Origin of the sequence: Enterobacter sp. WCHEn045836 (assembly GCF_003965585.1) — a bacterium.
Classification (GTDB): domain Bacteria; phylum Pseudomonadota; class Gammaproteobacteria; order Enterobacterales; family Enterobacteriaceae; genus Enterobacter; species Enterobacter dissolvens.
Map to the genome: position 1 here is coordinate 1 of NZ_RXPT01000036.1, position 15,171 is coordinate 15,171.

Sequence of the window (15,171 nt, forward strand, 5' to 3'; positions counted from 1 at the left end):
AGATGATAAAAACTGCCCGGTGGCGCTACGCTTACCCGGCAAAAGTAGCGTCACATGCCAAGCTTAACCGGCATCCCCGATCGCCGCTCCAGTTCGGCTCCGGCCCCCTCGTTGATTAGCTGCGCCCGCAACGCGGGAGTCATCGGCAGCGGCACCTTATTGGTTGATTCAAATTCGGCACGGTTACGCGAGAGCGGCTCGTGCACTTCCACCCAGCGGCTGCCGTCCGGCTCCGTTGTCACTTTTACGGGCTGATCGATAAGCTGCACGCGCGTGCCTGTCGGCACATTGTCGAAAAGGTATTTGATATCGTGATTACGCAGGCGAATGCAGCCCTGACTGACGCGCAGACCGATGCCGAAATTCGAGTTGGTACCGTGAATGGCATAAAGCCTGCCAATATAGATCGCGTACAACCCCATCGGGTTATCCGGCCCGGCGGGAACGAATGCGGGCAGCGTTTTCCCCTCTTTCGCATATTCACGCCGGGTGTTTGGCGTGGGCGACCAGGTTGGCCCTTCCTGCTTGCGCTCGACGGCTGTCACCCAGTTGCGTGGCGTTTCGCGCCCGGCCTGGCCAATACCGATGGGAAACACTTCTACGGTATTGCTGCCTAGCGGGTAATAGTAAAGGCGCATTTCCGCCACGTTCACCACGATGCCTTTGCGCACCGTATCGGGAAGAATGAGCTGCTGAGGTACCACCAGTCGGGTCCCGGATTGCGGTAAAAACGGGTCAACACCCGGGTTCGCCTCCAGCATGTTACTCAGCCCCTGCCCGTGCTGCGCGGCAAACGCTTCGAGCGGCAAGGTGTTCCCCTGTGGAACGGTAACAGTTATGGGTTCCCCCACCAGACGGCCACCATCAGAGGGTAATGGATAGGTTACGGCAAACGCCCCCGGAACAACGGCGCAAAGCGTAAGAACGAACGAGGCGAATCGAATCATAATGTCCTGTGTTCAAGCCTGCCGTCAGGCAGGCTGTTTGAGTTAATGCGATTACGCCACCGTTTTACGCCACCTGCGCGTTAGCGGTTTTTCCACTTCGACAATCAGGAACATCGCAAAGCCAATCAGGAACGTGATGACCCAGTAGCGGAACGGCAGAGCTTCGGTACCGAACAGCGTCTGCATGAAAGGCGCGTAGATAATAAGCAACTGTAGCACCAGTAATACACCGCTCACCACCCAAATACCTTTATTTGCCAGTAAGCCTTTGCTCAGGGAAAAACCGTCCGACACGCGGCAGTTAAGCATATAGAACCACTGCGCCGTCACCAGCATTTGCAGCAACACTGTACGGATAAACTCCGGTGAATAACCACGCGGCTGTAACCAGGCTTCCAGCACAAAGGCACTGATGGCAATCATCAGGCCAACGAAGACCACTCGCCAGATGGCAAAGCCGTCCATCACATGCAAATTTGGTTTACGCGGCGGACGGTTCATAATGTCCTTTTCACCTGCCTCAAACGCCAGCCCAAAGGAGAGCGTTGCCGATGTCGCCATGTTCATCCACAGGATCAGCACGGGCGTTAATGGGATCAGATTCCCTGCCAACAGAGCGATGATGATGAGCAATGCCTGGGCGATGTTGCTGGGAATAATGAACAGAATGGTCTTTTTCAGATTATCGTAAACGCGACGCCCTTCGTTTACGGCCCTGGCAATGGTGGCAAAGTTGTCATCCGTGAGCACCATGTCAGCGGCCTCCTTGGTGACTTCCGTGCCCTTAATCCCCATCGCAATACCCACATCCGCGCGCTTGAGCGCAGGGGCATCGTTCACGCCGTCTCCGGTCATCCCCACCACCTCCTGCTTGCTTTGCAGGGCTTGTACCAGACGGAATTTATCTTCCGGGCTGGTTCGGGCAAAGATATCGTATTGTTGAGCCGCCTCGCTCAGCTGCCGGTCATCCATAGCCTCAAGCTCACGACCCGTAATGGCGCTTGCCGCATTACCTATACCCAGCATTTGGCCAATGCTCATCGCCGTTTGCGGGTGATCCCCGGTGATCATCTTCACGCGAATACCGGCCTGCAGGCAGTCGGCAATGGCGGTTATCGCCTCGGGACGCGGTGGATCCATCATACCGGCAATTCCGAGCAGAATGACGCCCTCCTGCAAGTCTGAGTGATCCAGTTCGCGTTGCCCACTGACGGCAGGCTTCCAGGCAGCGGCCACCATACGCAACCCCTCCCGGGCATACTCTTCAATTTTGCCTTCCCAGTAAGACTGATCAAAAGGCTGCAACCCGGTGTTGGTCTGCTGGAACTGGCACAGGCGGAAAAGGACGTCCGGCGCACCGGTGATGAGGATCACCTCCTCATCGCCCAGGCGATAGAGCGTAGACATGTATTTATATTGCGAATCAAAGGGGATTTTACTGCGCATTTCGGTGTTAAGCGGCGGGAGCGGGATTTTCGCCGCCAGCACCTTCAGTGCGCCCTCTGTCGGTCCACCAGTGATTTTCCACAGCCCCTGCTCGTCTTTGATCAATTGACTGTCATTGCAGAGGTCAATGGTACGCAGATAGCGTTCCAGCAGGGAGCCCTGCGTAACGCTGACGGGTGTTGGGTCGTCAACGGGATGAATATTACCCACCGGCTCGTAACTGTCCCCCTCCACGCGATAGGTGGTGTCAGCGGTAATCAATGCTTTGACCGTCATTTCATTCATGGTCAGGGTACCGGTTTTATCCGAGCAGATAACCGTCATCGCGCCCAGCGTTTCCACCGTCGGCAGCTTACGAATAATGGCCTTGCGACGCGCCATAGCCTGTACGCCAAGCGAGAGAATGATGGAAATGATGGCCGGCAGGCCTTCCGGTACCGCCGCAACAGCGAGGCTGATAAGCGACAGCACCAACTCGGAAACCGCCATATCACGGAAAAGCAAACTAAAGACAAAAAGCGCCACCATCATCACCAGAATGGTGATGAAGATGGTCTTTCCGAGCTTATCCATTTGTACCATCAGCGGCGTACGATGCTTTTCAATGTCGGACATCATCTGATTAATATGGCCAAGCTCTGTCTCGCCACCGGTCGCCACGACTACCCCTTTGCCACCGCCGGAACTGACGGTGGTGCCTGAATAGAGCAAGTTATACCGGTCACCTAAAGGGAGTTCTCCGGTTAACGCATCGCTGTTTTTCTCAACTACGGTGGATTCACCGGTCAGGATGGCCTCCTCCACGCGAAGGTTATGCGCTTCGATCACGCGCAGATCCGCGGGGATACGATCCCCGGCGCGGATCACCACAATGTCGCCCGGCACCAGCGCTGTAGTAGGGATCGTTTCATGATTGCCCTGTCGAATCACCACGGCTTCGCTGGAGAGCATATTGCGAATACTTTGCAGCGATTTTTCAGCATTGCTCTCCTGAATATGGCCAATCAACGCGTTAATAACAGCCACGCCGAGGATCACAAACATGTCGACCCAATGCCCCATAATGAGCTTGAGTAACGCTGCTACCAGCAGCACGTAAATCAGGACATCGTTAAAATGGGCCAGGAAATTCAGCCACGCGGGTTTACCCTTTTTCTGCGGCAACGCATTCTCACCATACTGCTGGAGTCGGGCGGATGCCTCAGTGCTGCTCAGTCCCTCCGCTGTGGAGTCGACATTAGCCAGGGTGTCGTCAACAGTTTGTTGATAATACGGACGATCAGATTTTCCTGTTTTCATCGTTCCTTCCTCAGGTTCTTTTCAGAAATCACCTTGCTTTCATGCTATTAACGAATAACGAAAACAGGAACATGTGCATAACGAACAATACTTGCCGCCTCTGACCCTAACAAATGGGTTTGAATATTGGGGTTGCGGGAGCCGACAATAATTGCCCCGACGGCAAGTTCATCTGCCAGCTTAATAACTTCATCACGTACATTCCCACTCCGAACATGAAGATGAACGTGTTCTTCAGGCAGATTCAGTTTTTTGACCAGGGCAGACAGCTTTTCTTTCGAATTATTAACCATATATTCATCCATCTTTCGCGCATCCGAAATAAAACCGCGCGTCAGTTCGGCTGAAAATTTGGGCATGACGTGCAGCAAATGAATGTCACCCGATGCGCTTTGCGCCAGAAAATGAGCGTGCTCTAGCGCTTTGTCTGCCAGACTTGTCTCGTAGACATCCACCGGAACCAGAATATTTTTATACATATCGTGCATCCTTTTTGTAACTAATATGATTGTGGCTGGAGCAAAAAAAGCATTAAATGCAGGGACTTGCTCTTAATGCCCGTTACAGGGAAAAGAGATGAATGATATTAAACGTAGCACAGGAATATCAGGATTAACGTGCCCCCACTGATAATGGTTATTTAACATTTATCTTTTCTCCAACTATGCTCATTGAAAGACGCTGCTTACGGCTCATGGAGGAATGAATGTACGGTTTAAGCCTTTTTCGTCTAGGTTTGTTTATCGCGCTTGCCATTATTGCCAGCACGGCAATTGGCCTATTTACCTATATGGTCGTCACTGTTCTGGCAGAATAGTGTCACCCCCTGCCCTTCTTACGGAATAAATAAAACAGTTATTTATTAGGGGAATACAGTGAACCGCTACCTCTCTCTTTTACCGTTCGTTATGTTAACGCTCACGGCGTGCGACCCGAAACCCAGGCAAGATGCTCCCCTGCCGCGCATGGTAAAAGTGGCGGAGGTGGCTGTTCCCGGTCATGCCCGGCAGCGCGTCTTTCCCGCCCGTATTGAATCAGGTGATGCGACCGACCTCTCCTTCAAGCGCGCGGGTCAAATCGAAGCACTGGATATACGCCAGGGCGCAACCATCAAGCAGGGGCAACAGCTAGCCAGATTAAACGCCCGTGAAGCGCAGCAGCGGGTTAACGACAGACAAACGGCGGCGACGCTGGCCCAGCGGCAGTTCGATCGCTTCCAGACGCTGGCAGGCCGCCAGGCTATCTCTAAAGCAGAAATGGACATACAGCGCGCGAACCGCGATTCGGCGAATGCGGCGCTGCAGATTGCCCGTGAAGAGCTGAATCAGATGACGCTCGTCGCCCCCTTTAGCGGAACAGTGGCCAGCGTGCATGTGCGAAAGCATCAGGTGGTATCGGCAGGTCAGCCCATTGCGACCCTGACCCGTACCGACCTGCTGGACGTGGTGTTTAGTCTTCCTGAGAACCTGTTTAAGACCTTTGATATCCGTAACGCGCAATATCGTCCCGTGGTAAGAATTAACGCCTTCCCGGATCGGGAGTTTACCGCTGTCTACAAAGAGCACTCAGGCAGTAGCGACAGTAACACCCTGACCTGGCAGGTGATACTCACCATGCCGCGCCCGGATGATTTCCCCGTGGTGGGAGGCGTAAGCGGTACGGTTACCATCAATTTAACCAACCTCCCGGCCGGTGCAGGCCCTCAGGCGCTGGTTGTACCGGTTGAGGCGGTCTTTAACCCGAATAATAGCCCGCGCAATGAGCCGCACGTCTGGGTCGTGGCGGGAGAAGGGGATGCGCTCCATCTTGAAGACCGCAAGGTCAGCGTGGGGCAAGTAACCACTGAGGGCGTGATAATCACCCGTGGGCTTAAAGCAGGCGAGCGTGTCGTGGCAGCTGGCGTGGGTGAACTTCATGCTAATCAGCCGGTACGTATCTGGACGCGTGAACGGGGACTGTAATGGATATCTCTCGCCAGTTTATCAATAACCCCATTCGCGTCTGGCTGACGATCCTGCTGCTGGGCGTGGGCGGCATTTTCGCCCTGCTGAACATTGGCAGGCTGGAAGATCCCGCCTTTACCATAAAAACCGCGGTGGTGATCACCCACTATCCCGGCGCCTCCGCTCAGCAGGTTGAAGAGGAGGTCACGCTACCGCTAGAGAATGCCCTTCAGCAGCTGCCCTATCTGGACAACGTGAGCTCCATCTCTTCCAACGGCCTGTCGCAAATCACCGTGAACATCGCCTCACGTTATCATTCGAACGAACTGCCGCAGATCTGGGACGAACTGCGCCGTCGCGTGGGCGATGCTTCGCGCCAGTTCCCGCCCGGCGTCGTGACGCCCTTCGTGAATGATGATTTTGGCGATGTGTTCGGCTTTTTCTTCGCGATTTCCGGGGATGAATTCAGCAATCCTGAACTGGTGAGATATGCCGAGCAGCTGCGGCGCGAACTGATTCTGGTCCCCGGCGTCGGTAAGGTTGCCATCGGCGGGGCCATCAGCCAGCAGGTCAATATCGATATATCCCTGACCAAAATGGCGGCCCGCGGCATCACGCTGAACCAGCTTTCCGCCCTGCTCAGCAGGCTTAACGTCGTTTCCAGCGCCGGAGAAATCACCTCGGGAACGGAATCCATTCGCCTGCATCCAACCGGTGAGTTCGAAAATCTTGATGAACTGGCGGATCTCATCATTACCCCTTCCGGCACCGGGGCGGCGACGCGTCTGCGGGATATCGCCACGCTGTCGCGCGGGCTGAACGAATCGCCCGCCAGTATCTATCATGCCAACGGCAGGAAAGCCGTTACCATGGGCGTCTCGTTTATTCCCGGCGTGAACGTGATCGACGTGGGACACGCGCTGGAGGCAAAGCTCAACCAGATGTCAGCGGAAAAACCGGCAGGGATACACATCGACCTGTTCTACGATCAGGCCGCCGAAGTGGGGCACTCTGTAAATGGTTTTATCATTAACTTCCTGATGGCGCTGGCGATTGTTATCGGCGTGCTGCTGATCTTTATGGGTGTCCGCAGCGGGATCATCATCGCGTTTTCCCTCGCACTTAACGTGCTGGGCACGCTGCTCATCATGTATCTGTGGGGTATTGAGCTGCAGCGCATCTCGCTCGGCGCGCTGATTATCGCCCTCAGTATGCTGGTGGATAATGCCATCGTGATCGTTGAAGGGGTGCTGATTGCGCGTCAGCAAGGTTCCCCGCTGTTAACCGCCATTAACTACATCATCCGTCGTTCCGCCCTGCCGCTGCTGGGGGCGACGGTGATCGCCATCCTCGCGTTTGCGCCTATCGGGCTGTCCCAGGACTCTACCGGGGAATACTGTAAATCCCTGTTCCAGGTACTGCTGATTTCCCTGATGCTGAGCTGGTTCTCGGCGCTCACCATCACGCCGGTGCTGATCACATGGTGGTTGTTTAAAAATGACAGCGCGCCGGAAAAAAGTGACGAGGCAGACCCTTACGACAAACGCCTCTATCGACTTTACCGGCGCCTGCTTAACGCGCTGCTGCACCGGAAAGCGCCGACGCTCATCGTGATGGCTGCGCTGCTGGCAGCGTCAGTCTGGGGTTTTGGTGCCGTGCGGCAAAACTTCTTCCCGTCGTCAAATACGCCCATTTTCTTTGTCGACCTCTGGCTACCCTACGGCACCGATATCAAATGGACCGAGAAGATGACCGGCGATATCGAGAAAACCATCAACGGCCAGCCCGGCGTGGAAACCACCGTCTCAACCATCGGTCAGGGCAGCATGCGGTTTATTCTGACCTACAGCGGACAGCGGCAGTACAGCAACTATGCCCAAATCATGGTAAGAATGGATGACCAGCGCAACATCTCCGCATTGACGCGCCACGTCGATGAGTACATTGCGCGAAACTATCCGCAGGTAAACGCCAGCACCAAACGCGTGATGTTTGGTCCCTCTGGCGACAGCGCCATTGAGGTGCGCATCAAGGGCCCCGATCCTGACAGGTTGCGTCTGATTGCCAGCCAGGTGGACGAGATCCTGGCGCGCGACCCGGCCACGGCAAGCGTGAGAAACGACTGGCAAAACCGCAGCAAGGTGCTCCGTCCGCAGTACGTCGCCGCACTGGGGCGCGAGCTTGGCGTGGATAAGCAGGACGTCGACAACGCGCTGGAGATGAATTTCTCCGGCAGCCGGGCGGGATTATATCGGGAAGGCAGTGACCTGCTTCCGGTCGTGGTACGCCCGCCGGAACGCGAACGGCTGGACGCGAATCACCTGAACAACGTGCTGGTATGGAGTCAGACCCGGCAGCAGTATATCCCGCTGAGTAATGTCGTCAGCCGCTTCTCGCTGGAATGGGAAGATCCGCTGATTTTGCGACGCGACCGCTCGCGGGTGCTGACCGTTCAGACCGACCCCGATCCGCTTAGCCAGCAAACGTCAGGCGATATTCTCGCCCGGGTGAAGCCGCGCATTGACGCCCTCGCCCTGCCCCACGGATACAGCATTGAGTGGGGAGGCGATGCGGAAAACTCCAGCGAAGCACAACAGGGGATCTTTACCACGCTGCCGATCGGGTTCCTGGTGATGTTTGTCATCACCGTTTTGATGTTCAGCTCGGTGAAAAACGCCGTTGCCATCTGGCTGACCGTGCCGCTGGCGCTGATTGGCGTCACGCCGGGATTCTTAATCACTGGTATTCCGTTCGGCTTTATGGCGCTGATTGGCCTGCTGAGCCTGAGCGGGATGCTGATCCGCAACGGCATTGTGCTGGTGGAAGAGATCGAGCAGCAGAAGGCGCATAAAGGTCAGCACGAGGCGATTGTTTATGCTGCCACCTCGCGCCTGCGCCCCATTCTGCTCACCGCATTTACCACCGTACTGGGCCTGGCACCGCTGCTGCTGGACGTTTTCTTCCAGAGCATGGCCGTTGTGATTATGTTTGGACTGGGGTTTGCTACAATCCTGACGCTGCTGGTACTTCCCGTAATTTACGCGTGCTTCCATCGTAAGGACAAAGCGGAACAACAATGAATGCGACAGGCCTGAACATTATCAAGACGCTGGGCTGTATGACGGCGGTAACCTTTTTCACCATCTACAATACGTGGGATCATTATGATTATGACTATCACTGGATCCTGGGGTTTTTAACCTTTATCTCGACCATCGCCACGCCGCTGTTTTTTGTGGTCGCGGGCTACCTCGACGGCCAGTCCCGACACGGCACCCGCTGGCAACTGGGCAAAATTAAAAGCCTGGTGATTGTCTTTCTGTTCTGGATAACGATCTATTACCTGTGGGAGCCGTATCAACGCGGGTATTTAATTCAGCCGTGGTTCGTGTTTGCGTTTGTGGTTATTTACAGCTTCCACCCGGTGGTGGAGTGGCTTAGCCAGCGGCGCGCGTTGTTCTGCGGCGTAATTGCCTGTCTGCTGCTCTTCTCCTACGGGTATGATTTACTTTCAGCGCTCTATCCCGACGTCCACCTCCTTTCCCTTTCGCCACAGTACCGCCTGTGGACGTGGTTACTGTTTTACCTGACGGGGCAGCTTTTCTGCGATCCCAACATCTCCGGGTGGATTAGCCGCAAGAATGTGGTCAGGACGGCGGTAATCGCCATCCCGTTTATTTATCTCTTCACCTGGTTTTACGAGCGCCACTTCTTTTTTGCCCTGTTCAAGGCCGACAGAAACGCCTTTATTCTTACAGGTTCGCAAATCTACATTCTGATTATTGCGCTGGTGATTGCGGCGAATGGCGTGCGCTTTCGCCGCAATGCTGAGTTTAAAGAGTCGGTCCTGGCCGCCATCAGCAAAACGATGACCGGCGTGTACATTGTCCACTACTCGGTGTTTCACCTGCTGACGGCGCTGATACCGGTGACGTCTCTCGGCATGAAGCTGACGCTAATCGTCCTCACTTTCATCACCTCAGTTCTGTTTTCCATGCTGATACTGTCTAACGCCGTGGCAAAAAAGGTGATCACCCTTTAAAAGCCGAGACGCAGCCAGGCAAAGAGCACGTTACCGTTGTTATAGGTTCCAGGAATATAGGTGAACTGGACGGTAACGCGCTTATACCCCGCAGAGAACAGCGGGAAGATAAACGGCAGGGGCACATAGTTAGCAAAATCATCGCGCGCCGTGATGCCCGCTGCGGCACCGAGCCCAAGCCGGAAGTCCTGGGCATTATCCAGGTACCAGCCCTTCTCCCAGCCGTAGCCCATCGCGGGTTGCCATTCATTGTGCGAATCTTTGAACATCATGGCGAAGAGCGCGCTCCAGTTGCCCTCTTCGTTATAGCGGGACACGCCCAGTCCCCCGCCCCACGGCATTTCGTTATAATTGTCGGTTTTTTCTTTGTCGTACATAAAACGGGCGTGCCAGCTCAGAAACGGAAGGTAAAGATCGTATCGCTCTGGTTGATGCCAGGTCTGGGAAATATCCTCCGTCAGCGCATTCCACCAGCGGCTAATACGCTGCTCACCATAAACGCCGGGTTCCGCATGAAGCGGGAAAATAAATACAAACAGTGCCATCCAAAGTGCTGGAAAGAGGCGTTGCATAGATATTTCCTCAGCTTAAGTCACACAGTATCTCTAATACTTTAAACCATTCAGCACGAACCGGTGCCAAACAGACCGATTTATATTGCGGCCCGTGCAGATGAAATTTTTTTATTCAGCACCCTCAGGAAGGATAAAAACGTTTTCTCATGTCCCCTGTCGCGGTAGTCTCATACCTTCCGCCAATAACGCGGCGGCTATGTGAGTAACCTTTTCTTATACCAATAAATAAAAAATCAGTGCAGACAGGACAACTATGGACTCCACCCTCATCTCCACACGTCCCGGCGAGGGGACACCTTGCCTTAACCGTGCCCGCCGCGCTGCCTTTGGTAGCTTCGCCGGGGCCGTCGTGGACTGGTATGATTTTTTGCTCTACGGCATCACCGCCGCTCTGGTGTTTAACCGCGAATTCTTTCCGCAAATTAGCCCGGCTATGGGCACGCTTGCCGCGTTTGCCACCTTTGGCGTCGGGTTTCTGTTCCGCCCGCTGGGCGGGGTGATCTTCGGCCACTTCGGCGACCGCCTTGGCCGCAAACGTATGCTGATGCTCACCGTCTGGATGATGGGGATCGCCACTGCGCTGATCGGTATTTTGCCGTCGTTTGCCACGATTGGCTGGTGGGCTCCGGTACTGCTGGTCACCCTGCGCGCCATTCAGGGCTTTGCCGTGGGTGGCGAATGGGGCGGCGCGGCGCTGTTATCGGTCGAAAGTGCACCGAAAAACAAGAAAGCGTTCTACAGCAGCGGCGTGCAGGTCGGCTACGGCGTGGGTCTGTTGCTCTCCACCGGGCTGGTGTCGCTTATCAGTCACTTCACTACCGATGCGCAGTTTCTGAGCTGGGGCTGGCGCATTCCGTTCATCTTCAGCATCGTGCTGGTTATCGCCGCGCTGTGGATCCGTAACGGAATGGAAGAGTCCGCCGAGTTTGAACAGCAGCGGGAAAACCCCGTAGCCAGAAAACGGCTGCCGGTGATGGAGGCGCTCATCCGCCATCCTGGCGCTTTTCTGAAAATTATCGCCCTGCGCCTGTGTGAACTGCTGACGATGTACATCGTTACCGCGTTTGCCCTCAACTATTCCACGCAGAACCTTGGCCTTCCCCGTGAGCTGTTCCTGAATATCGGTCTGCTGGTGGGCGGGATCAGCTGTCTGACAATCCCCTGCTTCGCCTGGCTCGCGGACCGGTTTGGCCGTCGCCGCGTCTATATTACCGGTGCGCTGATTGGCTCCCTCAGCGCCTGGCCGTTCTTTATGGCACTGGAGGCGCAGTCGGTCTTCTGGATAGTCTTCTTTGCCATTATGCTCGCCAACATTGCCCACGACATGGTGGTTTGCGTGCAGCAACCGATGTTTACCGAACTGTTCGGCGCAAGCTACCGCTACAGCGGGGCGGGCGTGGGGTACCAGGTGGCGAGCGTCGTGGGTGGCGGATTTACGCCGTTTATTGCCGCCGCGCTGGTAACGTTCTCCGGCGGAAACTGGCACAGCGTGGCGATCTACCTGCTGGCAGGCTGCCTGCTGTCGGCCGCCACAGCGCTGGTGATGAAAGAGACGCACCATCCCTGATCTCCCTTTTGTTTCACAGGCGTGTGACATACTATCGGGTATAGCAGCACACCTGTGGAACAAGGAGACAGACATGAATAATAAGGGCTCCAGCCTGACCCCGGCTCAGGCACTGGAAAAACTCGACGCGCTGTACGAACAGTCCGTCAATGCGCTGCGCAGCGCCATCAGTGAGTACATCGAAACAGGGAAACTTCCCGATGAAAAGGCCAGAACCCAGGGCCTTTTTGTTTATCCATCGCTCTCTGTCACCTGGGACGGCAGCGCCAGCACCACGCCAAAGACCCGTGCCTACGCGCGTTTTACCCACTCCGGCTGCTACAGCACCACCGTGACCCGCCCTGCGTTGTTCCGTCCTTACCTTGAGGAACAACTCACTCTGCTCTATCAGGACTACGGCGCACACATTGCCGTTGAGCCATCACAGCATGAAATCCCGTATCCGTACGTGATTGACGGTTCGGCGTTAACGCTCGATCGCTCCATGAGCGCAGGGCTGACGCGCCATTTCCCAACAACCGAGCTGTCGCAGATTGGCGATGAGACCGCCGACGGCATTTATCATCCGGCGGAATTTTCTCCCTTGTCGCATTTCGACGCCCGCCGGGTGGATTTCTCTCTGGCGCGCCTGCGCCACTACACCGGGACGCCAGCCGAACATTTCCAGCCGTTTGTGCTGTTTACCAACTACACCCGCTATGTCGACGAGTTTGTCCGCTGGGGCTGTAGCCAGATCCTGGATCCGGAGAGCCCTTATATCGCCCTCTCCTGCGCGGGCGGGATCTGGATCACCGCGGAAACCGAAGCGCCTGAGCAGGCTATCTCCGATCTGGCGTGGAAGAAGCACCAGATGCCAGCCTGGCACCTGATCACCGCCGACGGCCAGGGCATCACGCTTATCAACATTGGTGTGGGTCCGTCAAACGCCAAAACCATCTGCGACCATCTGGCGGTGCTGCGCCCGGACGTCTGGCTGATGATTGGTCATTGCGGCGGGCTGCGTGAAAGCCAGCTGATTGGCGACTACGTGCTGGCCCACGCCTACCTGCGTGATGACCACGTGCTTGACGCCGTGCTCCCGCCGGATATCCCGATCCCGAGCATCGCCGAAGTGCAGCGCGCGCTGTACGACGCCACCAAAGAGGTGAGCGGCATGCCGGGTGAAGAGGTCAAACAGCGTCTGCGTACCGGCACGGTCGTCACGACAGATGACCGTAACTGGGAGCTGCGTTACTCCGCCTCTGCCCTGCGCTTTAACCTGAGCCGCGCGGTGGCGATTGATATGGAAAGCGCCACCATTGCCGCACAAGGTTATCGCTTCCGTGTGCCTTACGGCACGCTGCTGTGCGTTTCCGATAAACCGCTGCACGGTGAAATCAAGCTTCCGGGACAGGCAAACCGGTTCTACGAAGGGGCGATATCCGAACACCTGCAAATCGGCATTCGTGCCATTGATTTACTGCGGGCGGAAGGTGATCGGCTGCACTCGCGCAAGCTGCGTACCTTTAACGAACCGCCATTCCGCTGATAACAATAAGGAAAAATAATGCACAACACATCACCGTTATCGGCCCTGCGTCAGTGGCTACAGGAAAATCAACTCGACGGGATGATCGTCCCGCGCGCGGATGCCTGGCAGAGCGAATACTGCGCACCGTATGATGAAAAACTGGCCTGGCTCACCGGCTTCGACGGCTCGGCGGGGCTGGCGCTGGTGCTAAAAGACAAAGCCCTGCTTTTTGTCGATGGCCGCTATCAGGTTCAGGCCCGCGTGCAGGTCAACATGGATGAAGTAGAGATCCACCATCTGCACAACGAGCCGCTGGCACAATGGCTGACGGCAAATGTTGAAGCTGGCACGCGTATTGGTTTTGAAGCGCTGCTGATGACCAATGCCGACTATGAGACGCTGTCTGCGACACCGTGTGAGATGGTGCCGCTTAACCAGTCACCGTTTGATACGTTATGGACCGATCGCCCTGCCGCCCCGGCGGGGCTTATCCGCGAGATGCCGGTTGAAATCAGTGGTGAAAGCAGCGCCGATAAACGTCAGCGCGTCGCCGCCGTACTGGCCGCGAACAATGCCGATTATCTGGCCGTGACCCTGCCGGATAATATCGCCTGGCTGCTTAACGTGCGCGGTTCAGATATTCCCACCAGCCCGGTTCCGCTCTCTTTTGCCCTGCTGAGTCGCGACGGTAGCGTCGAGTGGTTTGTTAACGACAATAAACTCAGTGACCTGCCTGATAGCGTGCGAAACGCTTTTACCATTGCGCCGCAGGATGCTTTTATTGAACGCTGTCAGCGTATTTCGCAAGGTAAACGGGTCATGGTAGATGCCGGTTCAGCGCCAGTGGCCCTGCGTGTTGCCATTGAGCCAGACGGTGACATTCTCTGGCAAACCGACCCTATCACCCTGATGAAGGCCAATAAAAATCCGGTAGAACTGGCGGGTTACCGGGAGTGTCATCATCAGGACGGTGCCGCGTGGGTCAATTTCCTGGCCTGGCTGAGCCGTGAAGTGCCCGCACGTGCGGCAGCAGGTCAGCCGCTGACCGAGCTGGAGGCCCAGGCACAGCAACTCGCGTTTCGCGAGCGGCAGCCCGGTTTCATTGAGCAAAGTTTTGCGACCATTTCGGCCTCGTCCAGCAATGCGGCAATGTGCCACTACCACTCAAGCGAAGCCAGCAACAAGCCCATCGGCCATGACCACTTCTATCTGAATGATTCCGGTGGTCAGTACCATAACGGTACCACTGACGCCACACGTACCCTGGCATGGGGCAAGGTCAGCCCGCAGCAGCGATTACACTACACCGCCGTGCTGAAAGGCTTTCTGTCGCTGATTACCCTGCAGTTCCCGTCCGGCACTCAGGGGCATCAGCTGGATGCCTTTTCACGTCGACCGCTCTGGGAGTTGGGGCTGGATTTCGATCACGGAACGGGTCATGGCGTGGGTCATCAATTGCTCATCCATGAGAACCCACATCGTATTGCCAAAAAGGTCAACCCATGGCCGCTGGTGGCAGGCAATATTATGACCATCGAGCCGGGATACTATCTGGCGGACAGCCATGGGATCCGCATTGAAAACCAGGTCGAGATTGTGGAGAGCCGTCCAGGATTCTGCAAGTTTGCCTCGCTGACGCTGATCCCAATCGATCTCAGCCAGGTCGAACTCAATCTGTTGAACGAGCAGGAAAAGCAGTGGCTGGATGAGTATCACCAGCAGGTGCGCGAGGCACTGTCACCGTTGGTGGAGAGCGACGCGCGTCCGTGGCTGGTGGAAGCGACAGCACCGATTCGTGTTAACCGGTAGTGCGGTTTATTGCCGGGTGGCGGCTTCCAGAAC

The 15,171-nt window shown here is 55.9% G+C and carries 10 protein-coding genes; 6 read left to right on the forward strand and 4 right to left on the reverse strand.

Annotation, left to right across the window (positions count from 1 at the left end):
* Nucleotides 1–50: 50 nt before the first annotated feature.
* The 3 genes from ldtA to EKN38_RS25385 are packed head-to-tail and all read right to left on the reverse strand — an operon-like array spanning nucleotide 51 to nucleotide 4,171.
* The gene (ldtA, locus tag EKN38_RS25375) at nucleotides 51–947 is read right to left on the reverse strand and encodes a L,D-transpeptidase (protein ID WP_126523053.1); all 897 of its coding nucleotides are present in this window, start codon (nucleotides 945–947) and stop codon (nucleotides 51–53) included.
* 51 nt (nucleotides 948–998) lie between these two features.
* Entirely contained in the window at nucleotides 999–3,692 is a 2,694-nt protein-coding gene (locus EKN38_RS25380; RefSeq protein WP_014832575.1) for a cation-transporting P-type ATPase, read from the reverse strand.
* Between the two features lie 47 nt (nucleotides 3,693–3,739).
* The gene (locus EKN38_RS25385) at nucleotides 3,740–4,171 is read right to left on the reverse strand and encodes a universal stress protein (RefSeq protein WP_014832576.1); all 432 of its coding nucleotides are present in this window, start codon (nucleotides 4,169–4,171) and stop codon (nucleotides 3,740–3,742) included.
* Nucleotides 4,172–4,567: 396 nt separating this feature from the next.
* Between EKN38_RS25385 and EKN38_RS25390 the strand changes: the two genes are divergently transcribed.
* The 3 genes from EKN38_RS25390 to EKN38_RS25400 are packed head-to-tail and all read left to right on the forward strand — an operon-like array spanning nucleotide 4,568 to nucleotide 9,677.
* Nucleotides 4,568–5,653: an efflux RND transporter periplasmic adaptor subunit gene (locus tag EKN38_RS25390; protein ID WP_014832577.1), complete on the forward strand. Its 1,086-nt coding sequence runs from the start codon at nucleotides 4,568–4,570 to the stop codon at nucleotides 5,651–5,653.
* Nucleotides 5,653–8,715 carry an efflux RND transporter permease subunit gene (locus EKN38_RS25395; protein ID WP_014832578.1) on the forward strand — a complete coding sequence of 1,021 codons (3,063 nt, stop codon included), beginning with the start codon at nucleotides 5,653–5,655 and terminating at the stop codon, nucleotides 8,713–8,715. The genes EKN38_RS25390 and EKN38_RS25395 overlap by 1 nt, the downstream gene beginning before the upstream one ends.
* On the forward strand, nucleotides 8,712–9,677 hold the full coding sequence (locus EKN38_RS25400) for an acyltransferase (RefSeq protein WP_014832579.1): 966 nt from the start codon (nucleotides 8,712–8,714) through the stop codon (nucleotides 9,675–9,677). The genes EKN38_RS25395 and EKN38_RS25400 overlap by 4 nt, the downstream gene beginning before the upstream one ends.
* Here the strand turns inward: EKN38_RS25400 and pagP are convergent.
* Nucleotides 9,674–10,249, reverse strand: coding sequence for a lipid IV(A) palmitoyltransferase PagP (gene pagP / locus EKN38_RS25405; protein WP_014832580.1), 576 nt, complete (start codon nucleotides 10,247–10,249; stop codon nucleotides 9,674–9,676). The genes EKN38_RS25400 and pagP overlap by 4 nt on opposite strands.
* A gap of 256 nt (nucleotides 10,250–10,505) precedes the next feature.
* Here pagP and shiA point away from each other — a divergent pair, with 256 nt between their 5' ends.
* From shiA to EKN38_RS25420, 3 genes are all read left to right on the forward strand, one after another.
* Entirely contained in the window at nucleotides 10,506–11,819 is a 1,314-nt protein-coding gene (gene shiA / locus EKN38_RS25410) for a shikimate transporter (protein WP_014832581.1), read from the forward strand.
* A 73-nt stretch (nucleotides 11,820–11,892) separates the two neighbouring features.
* Nucleotides 11,893–13,347, forward strand: a complete 1,455-nt coding sequence (locus tag EKN38_RS25415) for an AMP nucleosidase (protein ID WP_013097832.1) — start codon at nucleotides 11,893–11,895, stop codon at nucleotides 13,345–13,347.
* Nucleotides 13,348–13,365: 18 nt separating this feature from the next.
* Complete coding sequence (locus EKN38_RS25420; RefSeq protein ID WP_014832582.1) at nucleotides 13,366–15,138, forward strand: aminopeptidase P family protein; 1,773 nt, start codon at nucleotides 13,366–13,368, stop codon at nucleotides 15,136–15,138.
* The last annotated feature ends 33 nt before the right edge of the window (nucleotides 15,139–15,171 follow it).

Excerpts from the sequence above, each read along its gene's own strand:
- shiA (WP_014832581.1), top strand. The coding sequence starts at position 10,506 with ATGGACTCCACCCTCATCTCCACACGTCCCGGCGAGGGGACACCTTGC.
- EKN38_RS25380 (WP_014832575.1), bottom strand. The coding sequence starts at position 3,692 with ATGAAAACAGGAAAATCTGATCGTCCGTATTATCAACAAACTGTTGAC.
- EKN38_RS25415 (WP_013097832.1), top strand. The coding sequence starts at position 11,893 with ATGAATAATAAGGGCTCCAGCCTGACCCCGGCTCAGGCACTGGAAAAA.
- EKN38_RS25400 (WP_014832579.1), top strand. The coding sequence starts at position 8,712 with ATGAATGCGACAGGCCTGAACATTATCAAGACGCTGGGCTGTATGACG.
- EKN38_RS25395 (WP_014832578.1), top strand. The coding sequence starts at position 5,653 with ATGGATATCTCTCGCCAGTTTATCAATAACCCCATTCGCGTCTGGCTG.
- pagP (WP_014832580.1), bottom strand. The coding sequence starts at position 10,249 with ATGCAACGCCTCTTTCCAGCACTTTGGATGGCACTGTTTGTATTTATT.
- EKN38_RS25385 (WP_014832576.1), bottom strand. The coding sequence starts at position 4,171 with ATGTATAAAAATATTCTGGTTCCGGTGGATGTCTACGAGACAAGTCTG.
- ldtA (WP_126523053.1), bottom strand. The coding sequence starts at position 947 with ATGATTCGATTCGCCTCGTTCGTTCTTACGCTTTGCGCCGTTGTTCCG.
- EKN38_RS25420 (WP_014832582.1), top strand. The coding sequence starts at position 13,366 with ATGCACAACACATCACCGTTATCGGCCCTGCGTCAGTGGCTACAGGAA.